This window comes from Mesorhizobium sp. Cs1299R1N3, from assembly GCF_037179625.1.
GTDB lineage: Bacteria > Pseudomonadota > Alphaproteobacteria > Rhizobiales > Rhizobiaceae > Mesorhizobium > Mesorhizobium salmacidum.
The window spans coordinates 82,669-101,577 of the sequence record NZ_JAPYKQ010000012.1; the positions used below are offsets into that span (position 1 = coordinate 82,669).

Below are 18,909 nucleotides of genomic sequence, written 5' to 3' on the forward strand. Positions count from 1 at the left end.
CTTGCAACGTTCACGTTTCCGTGCGATAAATTCTGTGTTCGGGCATTTGCGACCCGGAGAGCGGAACGTTTTGGACGACCTTTCCCCGATACTGTGAATCTCTGACGGCCCCGTTTTTCGGCGGGGGGTTTTGACCATGCGCCAATGCATGACTGCCGAAGCAACCACCAGGAACTGCCCTCGACGCCAGGTGGCGGGCAGGACCACCAAGACTGAACGGGTGAAGGAGTTTCCCCAATGGCCCAGACCGGCACCGTTAAATTCTTCAATGCGACCAAAGGCTTCGGTTTCATCACGCCCGACGGCGGCGCCAAGGACGTGTTCGTCCACATTTCAGCGATCGAGGCCTCGGGCCTGCGCACGCTGGTCGACGGCCAGAAGGTCACCTTCGACGTCGAGCCGGACCGCATGGGCAAGGGCCCGAAGGCGGTCAACCTGCGCGCAGCCTGAGCGATCGGCGCCGCACATCCCAGGCGGATGGGCGATCGAGGAGCTTGACCAGCACCTGGGCAGGCAGACAGATTTTTGAAAGGCGCGGCGGTTTTCGTCGCGCCTTTTCATGTCCGTGGCGCAGCATAGACGCATGTCATCTGGAAGTTCATCCGGTCCGGGCCAATGACACGCGTCATAACAAGCACTTAAAGCGCCACGTGCTTCAAGTGCCCTGAAAACTTTCACTTGCCGATAGCGCTAAAATAAAGGACAAATTTCCATTCGGGCATTTGCCGGCCCGAGACTGGAGTTTATGGGATCAAAGGAGCTTCCCATGCCGCAGACCGGCACCGTCAAATTCTTCAATCATGCCAAAGGCTTCGGCTTCATCACACCGGATGATGGCGCGAAGGATGTCTTCGTCCATATTTCGGCCGTGCAGGCGTCGGGTCTTCCCGGTCTCGAAGATGGGCAGAAAGTGACATTCGACACCGAGCCGGACAAGCGCGGCAAGGGACCCAAGGCCGTCAACCTGTCGGTCGGCTGAGCCGGCTTCGCACCGACGCCGGCTCCGGCAGGTCTGGTCAGCGCCCCGTAGGCGCGGGTTTGATGTCGTGAAACAAGGCGTGTGGTCAAATTTTCGTTCAGCCCCCGTTCAGCCACGGTCCCATATTAATCATTCGTAAAGCCGGACCGCATCCCCTGCAAAACTGCACGGCCCGGCACGAAGGAGACCAAGATGAACCGAATTTTCAAGACAGCCGTGCTGTCCGCCGCCGTGGTCGCCACCACGCTGGGGACCTTTTCGGCGGCCAATGCCGATGACTGGCGCCGTTGGCACCATCACGGCCATGGCCATGGCGATGCTGTCGCGGCCGGCGTTCTCGGCCTTGCCGCCGGCGCGCTGATCGGTGGCGCTTTGGCCAATGACCGGCCGCCGCCCGATTCCGACCGTTATTACGATGACGGCTATTACGACCGTGACGTGCGGATACGCCCGGCCCCGGTGCGCCGCTACTACGTGGAACCGCAGGTGGTCTATGCCGACCGCTATGCCGAACCGTGGACGCGCGGCTGGTACGAGTACTGCTCGGACCGATACCGCAGCTTCAATTCCCGCACCGGCACCTTCACCGGCAGTGACGGCGAACAGCATTTCTGCACCGCCAACTGAGGCTTCCCTGCCCCAAACAAAAGCGCTGACCGCAAGGCCGGCGCTTTTTTGTTATCGGCTTGCTAATGCATGTCCCCCGGAAGTGTCCTCGGTTCCGGGATAACGACATGCATAATCAGAAGTTTACAGCAGGTCGGCAATCCTATTCGCCGCGACATGCTGTAGGCTTTCGAACCCGCAGCCGGTCCAGATCTCATTCAGGTCAAAAACGGATTGGTCCGCCGTTCCTCGCCGAAGCGCCCGCCGGGACCGTGACCGCAAATGAAGCCGATGTCGTCGCCAAGCGGCAACAGCTTGTCCTTGATCGAGGCGATGAGTGCCGCGTGGTCGCCGCCCGGCAGGTCGGTGCGGCCGACCGAGCCGCGAAACAGGACGTCGCCGACATGGGCGAATTTGGCGGCGCGGTTGTAGTAGACGACATGGCCAGGCGCATGGCCGGGGCAATGCAGCACCTCGAACACGTGGCCGCCAAATGACACCGTCTCGCCTTCTGTAAGAAACCGGTCGGGCACGCAATTGCGCACACCGCCGATGCCGTAGCGCCTGCCCTGGTTCTCCAGATTGTCGAGCAGCATCTTGTCGGCTTCATGCGGGCCGATGATCTCGATGCCGAGTGCTTCCTTCAACTCCATGGCGCCGCCGGCATGGTCGATATGGCCGTGTGTGATCCAGATCGCCTCGGCCGTGATCGCATTGTCCTTCAACACCCCCAGAACCTTGTCGATGTCGCCGCCGGGATCGACCACCACGCCGTGCTTGTCATCCATGTCGAACAGGATGGTGCAGTTCTGCTGGAACGGTGTGACCGGCACGATGCCGGCATTGAGCTGACCCATGATCGTCCTTTCGCTGTGTCAGCGATCATGTAGAGGCATCGGTCAAAACCGTCCACAGCCGGAAGGTCAAATAGTGCGTGTCCAAAAAGAAATGGGCGGCCGAAGCCGCCCATTCTGCCAGCCCGAGATTGGCAGGCTCATTTCTTCATGGCGCCCATGACCGCGCCCAGGATGCCGGTCAGGATCGCGCCGCCGCCGGCGCCGCCGACGATGTTCTGCAGGTTGAGCGCGCTGCCCAGGCCGCTCGTCGCCGCCGCGGCCGCATCAGGAGAAATCGCACCGCCGCCAAGCAGGCTGCCGAGGATCGCCGCGCCGCCGACACCGCCGATGGCGCCGCCCAGGATTTTGGGAAGCTGACCCATCGCCGCCGTCTTGATCGCCGCACCGACCGCCTGACCACCGATAATGCCTGTAATGATCTGAATGATGATCGGAAGAAGCGTGTTCATGTCCATATGATTAGTCCCTCCATAGCTGCCAGCCTCCCGGGCCGACACCATCATGAGAGACGCCGAATTCGATGAAAGTCAAATGCACAAACGCTGAAATAAAAGGGGCGGCCCGAAAACCGCCCCTGCTTGCCCGAAAAGCTGTGACTATCGTTATTCTGCGGCGATGGCATGCTTGGGTTGAACGGCGATAGAATAGTCGTTCATGAGATTCTTGGCGATCTCGCCGACTTCGAATCGGTAAGGGCCGATCTCCGAAACCGGGGTTACTTCCGCTGCCGTTCCGGTCAGGAAGCACTGCTCGAACCCTTCCAGTTCTTCCGGCAGGATGGCGCGTTCGATGATCTCCAGGCCGCGATCCCTGGCCAGGCCAATGACCGTGCGACGGGTGATGCCGTCGAGGAAGCAGTCGGGCTTGGGCGTGTGGATCTTCCCGTCCTTGACGAAGAAGATGTTGGCGCCGGTCGCTTCCGCGACCTGGCCCCGCCAGTCGAGCATCATGGCGTCGGCGTAGCCCTTGGCCTCCGCGGCATGTTTGGACATGGTGCAGATCATGTAGAGGCCGGCGGCCTTCGACCGCGACGGCGCCGTGCGCGGGTCGGGCCGGCGCCATTCCGCCACATCGAGACGGATGCCCTTCAGTTTCTGCGCCGGGTCGAAATAGCTCGGCCACTGCCAGATGGCGATAGCGACATTGATGCGGTTGTTCTGCGCCGAAACGCCCATCTGCTCGCTGCCGCGCCAGGCGATCGGCCTGACATAGGCGTCCTGGAAGCCCTGCTTCTTGAGGAGCGTGGTCGAGGCGTCGTTGAGCTCGGCCACCGAATAGGGAATCTTGAAGCCGAGCAGGCGCGCCGATTCATGCAGGCGCTCGGTATGCTCGTTGAGCTTGAAGATCTCGCCGCCATAGGCACGCTCGCCCTCGAAGACCGCGCTGGCGTAATGCAGGCCGTGGGTCAGAACGTGGATCTTGGCGTCTCCCCACGGGACGAACTCGCCATTCATCCAGATGAAGCCGTCCAGTTGATCGAAGGGAACGGATGCCATGGTAACCTCCCGCGGACCTCGGTCCGCATATCTCGGTATCGTTGCGTGTTCTTTTTTGGCCGCGCCATGCGATTGGCGACGCCGGCCGGTGTCTCGAAGCGTAGGCGGATAATCGCGCTCTGGCAAACTCAGGAAATTCCGGAAAAACCGGCCCGCCTTGCCTTTTCGTTCGCAATCCGCCCAAAAGCTTGTCAAAAATTACCATTGCAGGGAAATTACGTCAATAGTACTGACATAATCTCCCGTTCCGATGGAGAAATGATGACGGATAAAAGCCCACCTGCCGGAAAACCGATCAGGACCGCGATCACCAGCGAGGACGGCATCGACTTCGCCATCATCGAACTGTTCTTCTTCGCCTATCGGGACTTCACTTCCGATCCCGACCAGATCCTGGCCGATTACGGCTTCGGCCGCGCCCACCACCGCGTGCTGCATTTCGTCAACCGCCGGCCGGGCCTGACCGTCGCCGAACTGCTCGATGTGCTGAAGATAACCAAGCAGAGCCTGGCGCGTGTGCTCAAGCAATTGATCGACACCGATCACGTCGTGCAGTTGCAGGGCCCGCGCGACCGCCGCCAGCGCGAACTCTATCCGACGGCCAAGGGCCGTGCGCTGGCACTGGCGCTGGCGCGGCCACAGTCGCGCCGCATCCGTGCTGCATTGGAAGATTGCGGTGCCGCCGAACGGACCTTGGTGGAACGCTTCCTCGAAGCGATGGTCAATCCGGAACTGAGAGCTCAGATCGACGTTGGGTCCGCAAAAATGTCAGGGAAAAGCCATGGAGAGCACTGAGAGGATCGATCAGGCGGCCGCACCGGACGACGATGCGCCGCATCTGCTCGTGGTCGACGACGACACCCGTATCCGCAATCTTCTCAAGCAATATCTGACCGAAAACGGCTTCCGCGTCACCGTCGCCGGCAATGCCGGCGAGGCCCGCCGCAAGCTCGCCGGCCTCGACTTCGACCTGCTTGTGCTCGATGTCATGATGCCGGGGGAAAGCGGCGTCGATCTCACCAAGGCGCTGCGCGCCGAGAAGAACGTGCCGATCCTGATGCTGACCGCCTTGTCGGAGACCGACAGCCGCATCTCGGGCCTCGAGGCCGGCGCCGACGACTACCTGCCAAAACCCTTCGATCCGCGCGAGCTGATCCTGCGCATCAACAACATCCTGCGCCGGGGCGGCCCGGCGGCGACGCCCAAGGTCGAACAGCTGGTGTTCGGTCCCTACACCTTCCAGATCGCCAGGCGCGAACTGAAGCGCGGCGGCGAGGCGCTGAAGCTGACCGACCGTGAACAGGAGATCCTGGCGATCTTCGCCGCGCGCGCCGGCGAAACCATCCCTCGCCACGAGCTGGTCGGCGACGATTCGGAAGTCGGCGAGCGCACCATCGACGTCCAGATCAACCGGCTGCGCCGCAAGATCGAGCGCGACCCGTCCAACCCGGTCTGGCTGCAGACCGTGCGCGGTATTGGGTATCGGCTCAGCGTGGAATAGAATACCGGCCGCGGCCCAAGAGCATGATCCCGAGAAGTGGGAACCGGTTTTCGGAAAAGATTATGCTCCAACAAAGAGTTAAATCAGGATGACGATTCAGCCAAACGTCATGCTGATCTAATACCGCCGACGGATGAAAAGAGCCAATGGCGACCACGGAACTGGAACAGCCGGACAATGACGGCTTGAGCGCACGCGCCACGCGGACGCTCAAGGCGGTGCCGCGCATCTGGAACCGGTTCTGGCGCCTCGTTTCGCTTTACATGCCCAAGCGCCTCTATGCGCGCTCGCTGATCATCGTCATCGCGCCGATGATCCTTTTGCAGTCGGTCGTCGCCTTCGATTTCATGGAACGTCACTGGGCAACCGTGACGCAACGCCTGTCGCAGGCCACCGTGCGCGACATCGCCGCCATCATCGACCTGATCGAAACCTACCCGCACGACGGTGACTACGCCAACATCATCCGCATCGCGCAGGACCGCATGCAGCTGAAGGTCGACCTCCTGCCGCCCGATCCGCTGCCGCCGCCCGGTCCAAAACCGTTCTTCTCGATCCTCGACGATGTTCTCTCGGCCGAAATCACCCGCCAGATCAACCGGCCCTTCTGGATCGACACGGTCGGCAATTCCAACATCGTCGAGGTGCGCGTCCAGCTCGAGAACAAGGTGCTGCGCGTCTTCGTGCGCCGCAGCCAGGCCTATGCCTCCAACACCCACATTTTCCTGATCTGGATGGTCGGCACCTCGCTGGTGCTGCTGATGATCGCCATCCCCTTCCTGCGCAACCAGATCCGGCCGATCCTGGCCCTTGCCGAGGCGGCCGAAAGCTTCGGCAAGGGCCGGCCGATGCCGCGCGATTTCCGCCCGCGCGGGGCCGAGGAGGTGCGCCGCGCCGGCTTTGCCTTCATCCAGATGCGCGAGCGCATCGAGCGTCAGATCGAGCAGCGCACGGCCATGCTGACCGGTGTCAGCCATGATCTCAGGACCATCCTCACCCGCTTCAAGCTGCAGCTGGCGCTGGCCGGCGGCAAGGCCGAGACCAAGGCGGCGCTGGACCAGGACATCGAAGACATGCAGTCGATGCTGGAAGGCTATCTCGCCTTTGCCAAGGGCGAGGCGTCGGAGGACCCGGGACGTTTCGATCTCGAAGCCTATTTCCAGAAGCTCGGCGAAGAAGCGAACTTGCGCAAGTGCAGACTGTCGACGACGCTTTCCGGCGATCCGACCGTGCATGTGCGGCCGAACGCCTTCGCGCGGCTGCTGTCCAATATCATCGGCAATGCCTTCCGCTATGCCCGCACCGTGGAGGTCACCGCCAACCATGGCCGCGGCTCGCTTCTGGTCACCATCGACGATGATGGGCCAGGCATTCCGGCCGACAGGCGCGAAGACGTGTTCAAGCCCTTCGTGCGGCTCGACGCGGCCCGTAACCTCGACGCCAGCGGCACCGGGCTCGGCCTGTCGATCGCCCGTGACATCGCCCGCAGCCATGGCGGCGACATCACGCTCGACGACAGTCCCATGGGCGGCCTGCGCGTCGTGATCAAGGTTCCGGCCTGATTTCTATTTGACTATCCGGGCAAGATCTTGCCTGAAAACCGGTTTCGACTTTTCGGGATCACCGTCTGCTTCATCCGCCCGTCATGAAACCATGGTCAAGAGTGCGCATGAAGCGCGCGACCGCACTTGATTCGTCCTTGCCGCCTCACTTCGACCTCGTGCCCGTCAGGGTGCGCTGGAGCGAAGCGAGGGCGGCCGCATGGTCGCCGTTCCGGCATCGTTTCAAGGCAACCGCCGACCTCCGGAGCAAAGGGCCGCCATGCGCATATTGATGGTCACCGACGCCTGGCGCCCGCAAGTCAACGGCGTCGTCCACACGCTGGAGCGGCTCACCGAGACCCTGAAATCCTTCGACGTCGCGGTCGAATTCCTGACCCCGAACATCTTTCGCACCCTGCCCTTGCCGACCTACCCCGACATCCGCCTGGCGCTGACCACGCCCGGCCATGTCGCGCGCCTGATCGACGGCTACAAGGCCGACCACATCCACATCGTCACCGAGGGGCCGCTGGGCATCATGGCGCGGCGCTATTGCCGCAATGCCCGCCGGCCGTTCACCACCAGCTATCACACCCGCTTTCCCGAATATCTCAGCGCCCGCCTGCCGGTGCCCGAGAGCTGGACCTATCGCTGGCTGCGCGATTTCCACAATTCGGGCCAGGGCACGCTTGTCGCCACCCAGTCGCTCGCCGACGATCTCACGGCGCGCGGCTTCAACAAGCTCAGGCCCTGGACGCGCGGCGTCGACACCGAGCATTTCCGGCCGGACAAGCGCAAGGACCTCGGCTTCCCCGGCCCGGTTTTCCTGTGCGTCGGCCGTGTCGCCATCGAAAAGAACCTCTCCGCCTTCCTCGATCTCGACCTGCCAGGCAGCAAGGTGATCGTCGGCGAAGGTCCGGAGCTTGCCAAGCTCAAGGCCAAATATCCCCAGGCGCATTTTCTCGGCCATCGTCCCAATGACGAACTGGCCGAAGTCTACGCCTCGGCCGATGTCTTCGTCTTCCCCAGCCGCACCGACACCTTCGGCAACGTCATCATCGAGGCACTGGCCAGCGGCACGCCGGTCGCCGCCTATCCGGTGACCGGGCCTATCGACATCGTTGGCGACGGCTTTGGCGGCGCGGTTTCGAGCGACCTGCGCGAGGCGGCGCTTGCCGCTCTCAACATCAGCCGCGACCAGGCCCGCGAGCGCGCCATGCGCTACAGCTGGAAGGCCAGCGCGGAAATGTTTCTCGACGCGGTCGAGGAAGCGCTCGGCGTGAAGCGCGCGATCGCGGCCTGACAGGCTCGACACAGCCGAGCCGCCGCCGGCGAGCTTCAACTAGTCTTGCAGGCGCGATTACAAGAGCTTGTGCGACAACTCCTTGCGGTGCATTATCCTGCATGTAAAGTCCGCTCCGGGATTGACGCCGATTTCAACGCTGGACGAGTTGCCTGCCGTATCGCCCAAGCGTCGCGTCTTGCTGATCAGCAAGACCGTTGCGAAGGTGTTTGACTATTGCCGTGCGAATGCTTGGCCACTCTTTGTGGCCGCCTGGTTTCCTTGTTTTCTGACGACGCTCTGTCTAACGGCGCTTGCTCTTATTCTTTTTGCCGATCCGGCGCAGGTGCCCACATGGTTCCTGTCGCGGGGCTTTGACCCCGGGACCTGGCTTTCCGCGATTGTTGCCGCGCCATTCTCGGCGATGGTCTTTGCATTCGTTCTGGACCGCATGGGAAACGCGCCCGAGCATGGCCGTGTCATTGTTCGGCGCGGCATTGAACGTGTCAAACGCTTCGCCATCCCAGGCATGCGCTTTGAGCTCGACAAACGCATTCTTCTGGCTGCGCTGCTTCTCGCTTCAATCCAGCTTCTTTACGGCTTTGCTGTCGCCAGCGAGCACAGACTGCTTGTTGCCGGCCTGCTGGCCACACATGACCTCCCGCTCAACCCTGAAGATGTCGCGCCGTGGGCGTCGGCGATAGGAGTCTTCAACGTGTTCGCGGGCGGTTTCGTACTTGTCTGGACATATCTCTTTGTCGGCGATTTTCTATGGACGGGATCGTTTGACCCAATCGGATGCTGGCGCGCGCTCGACCACAATCGCCTGCGTTTTCTCGCCATAGTGCTCATCATTTTCGCGACAGTAGCCATATTCAAATATGGGCTGGTCCTGGTCGGAGGCTTGATCCTGATTCCGGCGGATGGCGCGCCCCTTTCCTTCCTGAACCTTGTGCTGATGCATTTTGGACTGGCGTGGCCGTTCGACGTCCTGCATCTTGTGCTCTCAGCCGCAACGGTCGGAACCATTCTCGGCGCGTTTCGGCCTCCAGCTATCGCATCAATTCGATCGGCCGCGACGCCGTGATGGCGTCTGCCGGGGCTTCCTGCCCGCTATTTCAGAATAGCCGCCCGCCGTCCGGCACCTTGCGTTCGATGGCGCCCAACACGACGGCGCCCTCTTGATCGGGGAAACCGAGCGTCAGCACTTCCGACATGAACGGGCCGATCTGGCGCGGCGGGAAATTGACCACCGCGAACACCTGCCGGCCGATCAAAGTCTCGGGCGTATAATATTTGGTGATCTGCGCCGACGACTTCTTGATGCCGATCTCGGCGCCGAAATCGATCTTCAGCTTGAAGGCCGGCTTGCGCGCCTCCGGAAACGGTTCAGCCTCGACGATCGTGCCGGCGCGGATGTCGACACGATCGAAGTCGGCAAAACTGATCTCGGGCTTGCGCTCCTTGCTTGAACTCATGTCGAACGCTTCTTGCTCAGGCGTTGCCGAAGGTCTCGAACAGCACGCCGGCCAGCGCGTCCTTGGCCGAGGTTCCCGACCAGACGACGAACTGGAAAGCCTGGAAGTAACACTCGCAGGCTTCCAGCGCCGAGGACAAAAGCACCTCGACCTGCTGGCTCGAGGGTTCGACTCCGCCGGCCAGGAGCAGCGACTGGCGGAACATGATCGCGCCTTCCTGCTCCCAGAGGTCGAAATGGCCGAACAGCATCTGTTCGTTGATCAGCGACAACAGCCGCATCACTTCCAGCGTGCGGGTTTCCGGCACCTTGATGTCGAAGGCGCAGGCCAGGTGCAGCGCCTCGAAATCCTCCATCCACGAGAAGGAGACGTGATAGTCGGTCCAGCTGCCGGCAACCGAGATCGAGATTTCGTCGTCGCCGGCCCGTTCGAAGGACCAGTCATTGTTGTGGGCCACCTGCTCGATCACATCCACCGGATGGATTTCGCGGGAAAATTCGAGTTCGAGAAGTTCCATGGAATGCTTCCTGTGTTCAGGGGGAGCGCCACACGCTCCGCGGGGCACACACGACGAACAATCTTGTCTAGAACTCGGACGGCCGGGACTTCTCAACGCAAAGACCCCAGACCGGACCCCACCGCCCGGCGCATGACCCTGCTCCGAATCATGCAACAAATTCAGTCTATTGATCGGGAGTCGCGTGAACAGCCCAATTTTTCGCACTGCGTCATTCGCATGTGGAAAGGTGCCTGTCACAAAGAGTCACGCAATGCCGGTAAGCGATTCACGGCAAAGCGATTTTCAGGCTGGTGCTTTGTGGAAAAGTTTAACGAATTATTTTTTCGGCTTGGGTTTCGCCGGAGCCGCAGGTGTGGCCTGACCGGTCAGTTCGGCGATCCTGGCCTCGAGCGTCTCGATGCGCTCGGCGAGCCTGCCGTTCTCTTCTCTGGCCTTGGCCGCCATCTCGCGCGCGGCCTCGAACTCCTCGCGCTGCACGACATCCATGGAGTTGAGGATGCGTTCCGCCTGGCCCTTGAAGGCCGTCTCCACCTCGCGCCGCACACCTTGAGCGGCACCGGCGGCATCGGTCATCAACTTGGCGAATTCATCGAGAATGCGGTTCGGTCCGGTCGACATGGCAGATCCTCGCTTGCATGATTTGAATTAGTGACGTGGCGCGAGGAATGCAAGAACGTTGGAGGCTGATGCGGCATCACGTCGGCCCGTCCCGCCAACCTACTGGCAAACCGTGTCAATAACTATTATTATCCTGGAATGGATTTACAGGAGCACCACTATGGCCATTAGTGCGGATTTGGGCACCCGTCTAGAAGATCTCGTCAACCAGCTTGTCAGCTCAGGTCGCTATAACTCGAAAAGCGAAGTGCTACGCGAAGGCGTGCGCCTTGTTGAGGAGCGCGAGAAGCGTCTTGCTGCTCTTGATGCTGCCCTCGCCAACGGCCTTTCGCAGGCTAACGCGGGCCGGGTTAAATCGGCTGATGAAGTGTTTGACCGCTTGGAGGCCAAATATAAGGCTATGGCAGACAAAGAGTGAAACGGCTGATCTTAACCGATCAGGCTGAGGCAGACCTTGAAGCCATTGGCGACCATATCGCGCAGGACAACCCATTTCGGGCCATAACATTCGTCCAGGAATAGCGCCGTGATTGCAGGGAATTGCGCAACATGCCGGAGCGATATCCGTTCTTTGAACAGCATAGATCTTCTGGCGTTCGGCGGCGTGTCCATGGCAACTATCTGATTTTCTATCGTGTTGGCGTAGAAACCGTGCAGATATTGCACATCCTGCACGGCGCAATGGATCCAGGAACGATCACATTCCCTGACAATTGACGGCACGATGCCGTGCCTGCACAGGCTTTCGCGCGGCTCCTTCTGTACGGGATGGTGCCAAGTCGCCTATTGTGGCGCTTTCATCGCGACTTGCATCAAGCATGAGTCGTCTTCAACCTGGGATAACCAATGGCAACGCCCCCGCGCAGACCGACAAATCCGATGGAAGCCGCCGAAGCTGTCTTCAAGCAGGTGAAGAAGCCGGCACCGGCCCCGCCTCGCGAACCCTCCACCGCCCCGAATGTCCGCGAGCTTGTCTCGATCAGGATCGACCGGGCCGTGCTCGAGCATTTCCAGGAAGATGGTCCAGGCTGGCAGGACAGGATCAACGACGCCTTGCGTGAAGTGGTGGCCGGCAAGCCCAGGGGTTGAGGACGTCCAGCCGCGCGACGGACCTTGAAGCGATCCCGTTCACGAGCCATGGACGGCCGGGCCCTTGCCTTGACCCTGCCAAAACCCTGCCGCATGGTCCGCGCCGATCGCAACCGAGAGCTCCCCGTTGAACGAGTATTTCCTGCTGCCGCTGGCTTCACTGCCTTTCCCGAACATCAACCCGATCCTCATCCAGATCGGGCCGCTGGCGGTACACTGGTACGGCATCGGTTACATCGTCGGCATCCTGTTTGCCTGGTGGTATGCCAAGCGGCTCGCCGCAAATCCGAAACTCTGGCCCGACGGCGTCCTGCCGATGAAGCCGGAGGACCTCGACGATTTCATCGTCTGGGCGGCCATCGGCGTGGTTCTGGGCGGCCGCACCGGCTACGTCCTGTTCTATGACCTGGCGCGCTATATCGCCCATCCGCTCGATATCTTCGCCGTCTGGCAAGGCGGCATGTCCTTCCATGGCGGCCTGCTCGGTGTCATCCTGGCCATGACGCTGTTTTCCTTTAAGCGCGGCATCCGCACCTGGTCGCTGTTCGATGTCGTGGCAGCCGGCGTGCCGGTCGGCCTCGGCCTCGTGCGCGTCGCCAACTTCATCAACTCCGAGCTCTGGGGACGGCCGACCGACGTGCCCTGGGCGATCGAATTCCCCAATGGCGGTCCGTTCACCCGCCATCCGAGCCAGCTCTACGAAGCCTTGCTCGAAGGGCTGGTGCTGTTTGTGGTGCTGCGCATCCTCACCCACTCGCGCCTCAAGCTGAAGACGCCGCGCTTTGTCGGCGGCGCTTTCATCTGCGGCTACGGCCTGTCACGAATTTTCGTCGAGTTCTTCCGCGAGCCCGACCAGCAGCTCGGCTATCTCCTCGGCACAAACTGGCTGACCATGGGCATGATCCTGTCGACGCCGATGGTGCTGGCCGGCATCTGGGCGATGGCGACAGCCAAGCCGGTGAAGCAAGCGCAGCCGCAGGCGACATGACGCGACTGAAATCCCGTATCGTCGACCTGATCGAGGCGGTGGGTCCGATGCCCATCAACGAATACATGGCGCTGTGCCTGTTCGATCCGCGCGACGGCTACTACACGACACGCGAACCGTTCGGCGCGGCCGGCGACTTCATCACCGCGCCGGAAATCAGCCAGATGTTCGGCGAACTCGTCGCCGTCTGGCTCTATCAGGCTTGGGCAGCGATCGGCCGCCCGATGCCGGTCACCGTCGCCGAGATCGGCCCTGGCCGCGGCACGCTGATGAAGGACATGCTGCGCACCTTGTCGCGGCTCGACCCCGCCTTGGCCAATGGCGCCGCCTTCGCCATGATCGAGACCAGCCCGCGCCTGACGGAAATCCAGGAACAGACGCTCGGCGCGACACCATTCGCTGTTTCCTGGCACGAAACCATCGACGCGCTGCCGCGGCAACCGCTGCTGATCGTCGGCAACGAACTGTTCGATGCCGTGCCCATCCGCCAGTTCGTCCGCGCCGGCGCCGAGTGGCGCGAGCGCATGGTCGGCCTGGACGACGCGGACAATCTTTGCTTCTTCGCGGGCGTCGGCTCGGTCGACCCGACGCTGCTGCCCAGGGATGCAGCCGACGCGCCGCAAGGCGCGATCGTCGAAATCGCGCCCGCCCGCGCCGCCCTGATGGCGGCCATCGCCGAGCGCATAGCCGCTCATGGCGGCGCCGGGCTGTTCCTCGACTACGGCCATCTGCGGCCCGGTGTCGGCGACACGCTGCAGGCCTTGCGCCGGCACAATCACGAAGATGTGCTGGCCAATCCCGGCGAAGCCGACCTTACCTCCCATGTCGATTTCGCCGCCCTTGCAGCGACCGTGCGCGCGCACGGTCTCGACGCCCACCTGTCGACGCAGGGCAATTTCCTGCTCGGCATGGGCATTCTGGAGCGTGCCGGCCAGTTGGGCGCCGATGCTGGCCAGGCCGCACGCGACAATTTATCAGATGCCGTCGAGCGCCTCGCCGGCCCGCAAGCCATGGGTGAACTTTTCAAGGTCCTCGCCATCGTTCCGCGTGGCGTAGCCGTCAGGTCCTTCGCCACGGCGGATTGACTTTTCGTCGCTGCCCCTCCCAATCTCCCGTCCGGTAAAAGACGGTCGGACCGCCGGCCGCTTTTCCTTGACGAAACCGCCCACACGGACAACAACGCCCGCATGCTGAATCAGACCAAACCGGATCCCGTTCGGTCGCCGCTGCTGGACCAGGCGCAGGCACAAGGCATCCGCCACGGCTACTTCACCCGCATCGGCGGCGTCTCCACGGGCATCTACCGGGGCCTCAACATCGGCACTGGGTCGGATGACGACCAGGCGCTGGTCGCCGAGAACCGGGCCCGTGTCGCCGCCTGGATGGGCGTGCCCGCAAGCCATCTGCTGACCGCCTGGCAGGTCCATTCACCCGACGTCGTCATCGCCAGGGAACCCTTCGCCGGCGAGCGTCCCAAGGCCGATGCCATCGTCACCGACCGGCCCGGCATCGCCATCGGCGCCTCGACCGCCGATTGCGGCCCGGTTCTGTTCGCGGATGCCGGCGCGCGCATCATCGGCGCGGCGCATGCCGGGTGGAAAGGCGCTTTCACGGGCGTGCTCGAAAACACCGTTGCCGCCATGGAGAGCCTCGGCGCCCGTCGCGAAAACATCGTCGCCGTGCTTGGCCCGTCGATCAGCCCCGACAATTATGAAGTGGGGCCGGAATTCGTCGCCCGCTTCGTCGATGCCGATAGGGAAAATGCGCGATATTTCGTGCCTTCGGCACATGCCGGCCATTCGATGTTCGACCTCAACGGCTATACGATCGACCGGCTGGCCAGGGCCGGCGTTACGGCCGAAGGCCTTGGCCGCTGCACCTATGCCGAGGAAGATCTGTTTTACTCCTACCGGCGCACCACGCACCGTAGGGAACCCGATTATGGCCGGCAGGTTTCGGCAATCGTTTTGGAGAACGTATAATGGCGCTGCATTTTGAACGATCGGAATTCGACGCGCGGCGCGACCGGCTGATGATCGAGATGGCCGAGAAGAAGCTCGACGCCATCCTGCTGTTCGCGCAGGAAAGCATGTACTGGCTGACCGGCTACGACACGTTCGGCTTCTGCTTCTTCCAGTGCCTGGTGGTGAAGGCCGACGGTTCCATGGTGCTTCTGACCCGTTCGGCCGACCTGCGCCAGGCGCGCCAGACCTCGATCATCGACAACATCGTGCTGTGGACCGACCGTGACGGCGCCAATCCGGCCGTCGACCTGCGCAACCTGCTCAACGAACTCGACCTGCTCGGCGCCCGGATCGGCGTCGAATACGACACTCACGGTCTGACCGCCTATAATGGCCGCCGCCTGGACGAGCAGTTGCAGACCTTCGGCCAGATTGCCGATGCCTCCGGCATCGTCGGGCGGTTGCGCCTGTTCAAGAGCCCGGCCGAGATCGCCAAGGCGGAGAAGGCCGCCAATCTCTCCGACGACGCGCTGGACGCGGCGCTGCCGCTGATCAAGCAGGGCGGCGACGAGGCCCTGATCCTCGCCGCCATGCAGGGCGCGATCTTCGCCGGTGGCGGCGACTATCCGGCCAACGAGTTCATCATCGGCTCCGGCGTCGATGCGCTGCTGTGCCGCTACAAGGCCGGCCGCCGCAAGCTCACCAAGAACGACCAGCTGACGCTCGAATGGGCAGGCGTCTTCCATCACTACCATGCGCCGATGATGCGCACGGTGCTGACCGGAAAGGTCTCCAAGCGCCATCAGGAGCTGTTTGATGCGGCACGCGCCGCCCTTCTGGCCGTCGAAAAGGCGATGACGCCCGCAAACACCTTCGGCGACGTGTTCGACGCCCACGCCCGCACCATGGAAGCGCACGGCCTGACCAAGCATCGGCTGAACGCCTGCGGCTATTCGGTCGGGGCCCGCTTCACGCCGTCCTGGATGGATATGCCAATGTTCTACCAGGGCAATCCCGAACCGATCGCGCCGAACATGACGCTGTTTGCCCATATGATCATCATGGATTCCGAGACCGAGACGGCGATGACGCTTGGCCGCACCTACCTGACCACCGAATCCCAGCCGAAGCCGCTGTCCCGCCATGATCTCGACTTGATCGTGCAGTGAATCCATAATGGGAGGCGTTCTTCGCCAAGGAGTTAGAAGGCAAATGAGACGATCGCATGTGACGACCGTGTCATTGCTTGTGGCATTGGCTTTGGCTGCCTGCACCAACGCAAAGGACGTCCTCGAGCCTTCCGCCATCACCCCGCCGGCGGCTTCGACGCAGCCGGCAACGCAGGGCAGCTCGGCGGCCACCGTTCCCGCCCCGGCGCCATCTACGGCCGCGACGGCCACCACGACAGCGGGCGCACCCGCCGCCGCGCCCGTCACCTCCGCCCAGGCTGCCGCCATCCTGTCGAAGACCCGGCTGCAGATCGCGCCGATCGTCGGCGCTTCGGTGGAAGCCGCCACGCCGCTGACGGCGGAACTGCAGACACGTGCCAGGCAGCGCGGCATCACGCTGGCCGGCAGCCAGGACCAGACCGCCACCCATGTGCTCAAGGGTTACTTCTCGGCGATGACGGAGGGCAAGGACACCACCGTCATCTATGTCTGGGACGTCTACGACCCATCCGGCAACCGGCTGCACCGCATCAACGGCCAGATGAAGGCACCTTCGACCGGTTCCGGCGACAGCGCCGGCGCCGACAGCTGGAAGTCGGTCTCGCCAGCCACCATGCAGGCGATCGCCGACCAGACCATCGACCAGTTCGCGGCCTTTCTCAGCGGCAAGGCGAGCTAGTCCAGAACCCAAAAGTGGAAAACGGTTTTGGGAAAATCCGGATGCTCGAACGAGCGGAGGGAGCAGCGGAAGTCCGCTGCTCCCTGTCGTCAGTCGGTGATGGCTAACAGTTTTCGTGAGCTTGGCCGGCGGATTCACGATCTCGGCGCTTGCAATACCGGCGCGGGCCGCTAAAAGCCCGGTTAAAAGGCGCAGGAGAGTCCGCCAGGCCTCTCCGTCCTCCACCAGGAACGGTGCATGAAACTCTTCGCGGGCAATTCCAACAGGGTGCTGGCCGAAGCGGTCGCTCGCTATCTCAACATCCCGCTGGGCAAGGCCAGTGTCAGGCGCTTCGCCGACCAGGAAATCTTCGTCGAAATCCAGGAAAATGTGCGCGGCGAGGATGTCTTCATCCTACAGTCGACCTCGTTCCCGACCAATGATCACCTGATGGAACTGCTCATCATGATCGACGCCTTCATGCGCTCCTCGGCCAAGCGCATCACGGCGGTTATCCCCTATTTCGGCTATGCCAGGCAGGATCGCCGCGCCTCCGGGCGCACGCCGATCTCGGCCAAGCTGGTCGCCAACATGATCACCCGCGCCGGCGTCGACCGGGTTTTGACACTGGATCTCCATGCCGGCCAGATCCAGGGCTTCTTCGACATCCCGACCGACAATCTGTTCTCGGTGCCGGTGATGGCCCGCGACGTGAAGGCGAAGTACAAGCAGCTTGGCAACGTCGTGGTGGTGTCGCCCGACATAGGCGGCGTGGTGCGTGCCCGCGCGCTGGCCAAGCGCTTCGACGCGCAGCTCGCCATCGTCGACAAGCGCCGTGAGCGTCCGGGCGAATCGGAAGTCATGAACATCATCGGCGCGGTCGCCGGCAAGGATTGCCTTTTGATCGACGACATCGTCGATTCCGGCGGCACGCTGTGCAATGCCGCCGACGCGCTGCTGGCCAACGGCGCCACCAGCGTCACCGCCTACATCACCCACGGCGTGCTGTCGGGCGGCGCGGTCGCTCGCATCAGCGGCTCGAAGCTGCAGGAACTGGTGATCACCGATTCCATCCAGCCGACGCAGGGCGTGCTCGACGCGCCCAACATCCGCGTCATCTCGATCGCCGACCTGATGGGCGAAGCCATCTCGCGCACGGCGACCGAGGAATCGGTGTCGAGCCTGTTCGACTGAAACCCGTCACCCGTGCGGCAGGGCCGATGGCGTCGGGGCTTCCAACCGGGCCGGGGCTCGCCGCATGCCTTCGCCGGCATCGCGCGCGCCACGCATATAGCCGCGCGGCGAGGAACCCAGCATGCGCTTGAACATGGTGATGAACGCCGGCACGCTGTCATAGCCGAGATCGAGCGCCACCCGGGTGATCGGCTCGCCGTCGGCGAGCCTCGGCAGCGCCGCGAACAGGCAGGCCTGCTGGCGCCATGTCGACAGCGACAGGCCGGTCTGGCGCTGGAAGGCGCGCGTGAAGGAGCGCCGGCTCATGCCGACCGTATCGGCCCATTCGTCGATCGTCGCATGCGGTGAGGGTGCGGCGACGAAACGCCGGCAGAGCGCCGCCAGTTTGGGATCCGACGGGAACGGCAGGCCGAGCGGCCGCTCCGGCAATTGGGGGATCTCATGCAGGAGAAGGTTCATGATCAGGCCGCCGCGCCCTTCAAGCTCGCCGCCTTGAGGCAGCTTCTCGGATTCCACGATCAGACTGTGCATCAGGTCGGTGATGCCGACGACGCGCATGCCCTCCGGCAGGCCCGGAATCGCCTGCGGCATGACATAGACCGAGCGCATCGAGACATCGCCCAGCATCTCGACGGAATGTTCGATGCCGGCCGGGATCCACATCGCATGGTCCGGCGGCACCATCCACCGGCCATGCCGCGTCGTCACCAGCACGACGCCGACCAGCGCATGCAGCAACTGGCTGCGGCTGTGGTGGTGGTGCGGCACGTGGTAACCGTCCGGATATTCGGTCGGCAAAACCACCGCCGGCCCGACCGCCTGCTCGAGCCACTGCCAGCGCAGCCCGTGCAATTGCTCGAGATCGGTGTGGCCGGCGCCGAAAATCTCCCTGGTTTTTGGCATTCGGTATGGCCCACTTGCGAAACTATTGGACCAAACCACGAAAGAAGTCGCTTGGCAACCGGACTA

Annotated in this window: 23 protein-coding genes and 1 pseudogene; 17 read left to right on the top strand and 7 right to left on the bottom strand. The window is 62.7% G+C overall.

Annotated features, from left to right (window positions below):
- The first annotated feature begins 237 nt into the window (after window positions 1-237).
- The 3 genes from O7B34_RS23055 to O7B34_RS23065 all read left to right on the top strand — a co-directional run bounded on the left by O7B34_RS23055 (window position 238) and on the right by O7B34_RS23065 (window position 1,606).
- Window positions 238-450, top strand: coding sequence for a cold-shock protein (locus O7B34_RS23055; RefSeq protein WP_006202520.1), 213 nt, complete (start codon window positions 238-240; stop codon window positions 448-450).
- A 316-nt stretch (window positions 451-766) separates the two neighbouring features.
- On the top strand, window positions 767-979 hold the full coding sequence (locus O7B34_RS23060; protein ID WP_008877668.1) for a cold-shock protein: 213 nt from the start codon (window positions 767-769) through the stop codon (window positions 977-979).
- Window positions 980-1,171: 192 nt separating this feature from the next.
- Window positions 1,172-1,606, top strand: coding sequence for a BA14K family protein (locus O7B34_RS23065; protein WP_140712449.1), 435 nt, complete (start codon window positions 1,172-1,174; stop codon window positions 1,604-1,606).
- 197 nt (window positions 1,607-1,803) lie between these two features.
- Here the strand turns inward: O7B34_RS23065 and O7B34_RS23070 are convergent, their stop codons facing one another.
- The 3 genes from O7B34_RS23070 to O7B34_RS23080 all read right to left on the bottom strand — a co-directional run bounded on the left by O7B34_RS23070 (window position 1,804) and on the right by O7B34_RS23080 (window position 3,938).
- Window positions 1,804-2,442 carry an MBL fold metallo-hydrolase gene (locus tag O7B34_RS23070; protein ID WP_140771939.1) on the bottom strand — a complete coding sequence of 213 codons (639 nt, stop codon included), beginning with the start codon at window positions 2,440-2,442 and terminating at the stop codon, window positions 1,804-1,806.
- A 137-nt stretch (window positions 2,443-2,579) separates the two neighbouring features.
- Window positions 2,580-2,897: a hypothetical protein gene (locus tag O7B34_RS23075; protein WP_015316105.1), complete on the bottom strand. Its 318-nt coding sequence runs from the start codon at window positions 2,895-2,897 to the stop codon at window positions 2,580-2,582.
- 147 nt (window positions 2,898-3,044) lie between these two features.
- A complete protein-coding gene (locus tag O7B34_RS23080; protein WP_140751091.1) occupies window positions 3,045-3,938 on the bottom strand; it encodes a branched-chain amino acid aminotransferase in 894 nt (297 codons plus the stop codon).
- 261 nt (window positions 3,939-4,199) lie between these two features.
- Between O7B34_RS23080 and O7B34_RS23085 the strand changes: the two genes are divergently transcribed.
- From O7B34_RS23085 to O7B34_RS23105, 5 genes are all read left to right on the top strand, one after another.
- On the top strand, window positions 4,200-4,733 hold the full coding sequence (locus O7B34_RS23085) for a MarR family winged helix-turn-helix transcriptional regulator (RefSeq protein WP_181166050.1): 534 nt from the start codon (window positions 4,200-4,202) through the stop codon (window positions 4,731-4,733).
- Window positions 4,720-5,439, top strand: coding sequence for a response regulator transcription factor (locus tag O7B34_RS23090; RefSeq protein ID WP_337139764.1), 720 nt, complete (start codon window positions 4,720-4,722; stop codon window positions 5,437-5,439). Before O7B34_RS23085 ends, O7B34_RS23090 begins: the two co-directional genes overlap by 14 nt.
- 146 nt (window positions 5,440-5,585) lie before the next feature.
- A complete protein-coding gene (locus O7B34_RS23095) occupies window positions 5,586-7,001 on the top strand; it encodes an ATP-binding protein (RefSeq protein ID WP_337148269.1) in 1,416 nt (471 codons plus the stop codon).
- Between the two features lie 259 nt (window positions 7,002-7,260).
- Window positions 7,261-8,283 carry a glycosyltransferase family 4 protein gene (locus O7B34_RS23100; RefSeq protein WP_337148270.1) on the top strand — a complete coding sequence of 341 codons (1,023 nt, stop codon included), beginning with the start codon at window positions 7,261-7,263 and terminating at the stop codon, window positions 8,281-8,283.
- A 121-nt stretch (window positions 8,284-8,404) separates the two neighbouring features.
- The gene (locus O7B34_RS23105) at window positions 8,405-9,349 is read left to right on the top strand and encodes a hypothetical protein (RefSeq protein WP_337148271.1); all 945 of its coding nucleotides are present in this window, start codon (window positions 8,405-8,407) and stop codon (window positions 9,347-9,349) included.
- A 31-nt stretch (window positions 9,350-9,380) separates the two neighbouring features.
- Here O7B34_RS23105 and O7B34_RS23110 read toward each other — a convergent pair whose 3' ends face one another.
- The 3 genes from O7B34_RS23110 to O7B34_RS23120 form a co-directional block, all read right to left on the bottom strand.
- Window positions 9,381-9,740: a tRNA-binding protein gene (locus O7B34_RS23110; RefSeq protein ID WP_337148272.1), complete on the bottom strand. Its 360-nt coding sequence runs from the start codon at window positions 9,738-9,740 to the stop codon at window positions 9,381-9,383.
- A 16-nt stretch (window positions 9,741-9,756) separates the two neighbouring features.
- Entirely contained in the window at window positions 9,757-10,257 is a 501-nt protein-coding gene (locus O7B34_RS23115; RefSeq protein WP_027143347.1) for a YbjN domain-containing protein, read from the bottom strand.
- A 318-nt stretch (window positions 10,258-10,575) separates the two neighbouring features.
- Entirely contained in the window at window positions 10,576-10,878 is a 303-nt protein-coding gene (locus O7B34_RS23120) for an accessory factor UbiK family protein (RefSeq protein WP_027143348.1), read from the bottom strand.
- 160 nt (window positions 10,879-11,038) lie between these two features.
- Here O7B34_RS23120 and O7B34_RS23125 point away from each other — a divergent pair, with 160 nt between their 5' ends.
- From O7B34_RS23125 to O7B34_RS23165, 9 genes and pseudogenes are all read left to right on the top strand, one after another.
- Window positions 11,039-11,296 (top strand): type II toxin-antitoxin system ParD family antitoxin, encoded by a 258-nt coding sequence (locus tag O7B34_RS23125; protein WP_337132634.1) that lies wholly within the window; start codon window positions 11,039-11,041, stop codon window positions 11,294-11,296.
- Window positions 11,293-11,595 (top strand): annotated as a pseudogene (locus tag O7B34_RS23130) (type II toxin-antitoxin system RelE/ParE family toxin). The gene O7B34_RS23125 and the pseudogene O7B34_RS23130 overlap by 4 nt, the downstream one beginning before the upstream one ends.
- Window positions 11,596-11,724: 129 nt before the next feature.
- On the top strand, window positions 11,725-11,967 hold the full coding sequence (locus O7B34_RS23135; RefSeq protein ID WP_337148273.1) for a BrnA antitoxin family protein: 243 nt from the start codon (window positions 11,725-11,727) through the stop codon (window positions 11,965-11,967).
- A gap of 127 nt (window positions 11,968-12,094) precedes the next feature.
- Complete coding sequence (lgt, locus tag O7B34_RS23140; protein WP_337148275.1) at window positions 12,095-12,955, top strand: prolipoprotein diacylglyceryl transferase; 861 nt, start codon at window positions 12,095-12,097, stop codon at window positions 12,953-12,955.
- A complete protein-coding gene (locus tag O7B34_RS23145) occupies window positions 12,952-14,040 on the top strand; it encodes a class I SAM-dependent methyltransferase (protein WP_337148276.1) in 1,089 nt (362 codons plus the stop codon). The genes lgt and O7B34_RS23145 overlap by 4 nt, the downstream gene beginning before the upstream one ends.
- Window positions 14,041-14,142: 102 nt before the next feature.
- Window positions 14,143-14,937 (top strand): peptidoglycan editing factor PgeF, encoded by a 795-nt coding sequence (gene pgeF, locus O7B34_RS23150; protein ID WP_337148278.1) that lies wholly within the window; start codon window positions 14,143-14,145, stop codon window positions 14,935-14,937.
- Window positions 14,937-16,088: a M24 family metallopeptidase gene (locus O7B34_RS23155; RefSeq protein WP_337105830.1), complete on the top strand. Its 1,152-nt coding sequence runs from the start codon at window positions 14,937-14,939 to the stop codon at window positions 16,086-16,088. Before pgeF ends, O7B34_RS23155 begins: the two co-directional genes overlap by 1 nt.
- A gap of 43 nt (window positions 16,089-16,131) precedes the next feature.
- Window positions 16,132-16,767 carry a hypothetical protein gene (locus O7B34_RS23160; RefSeq protein WP_337148279.1) on the top strand — a complete coding sequence of 212 codons (636 nt, stop codon included), beginning with the start codon at window positions 16,132-16,134 and terminating at the stop codon, window positions 16,765-16,767.
- Between the two features lie 237 nt (window positions 16,768-17,004).
- Window positions 17,005-17,940, top strand: a complete 936-nt coding sequence (locus O7B34_RS23165) for a ribose-phosphate pyrophosphokinase (RefSeq protein WP_019860650.1) — start codon at window positions 17,005-17,007, stop codon at window positions 17,938-17,940.
- Window positions 17,941-17,946: 6 nt separating this feature from the next.
- Here the strand turns inward: O7B34_RS23165 and O7B34_RS23170 are convergent, their stop codons facing one another.
- Window positions 17,947-18,843 (bottom strand): AraC family transcriptional regulator, encoded by an 897-nt coding sequence (locus O7B34_RS23170; RefSeq protein WP_337148280.1) that lies wholly within the window; start codon window positions 18,841-18,843, stop codon window positions 17,947-17,949.
- Between the last annotated feature and the right edge of the window lie 66 nt (window positions 18,844-18,909).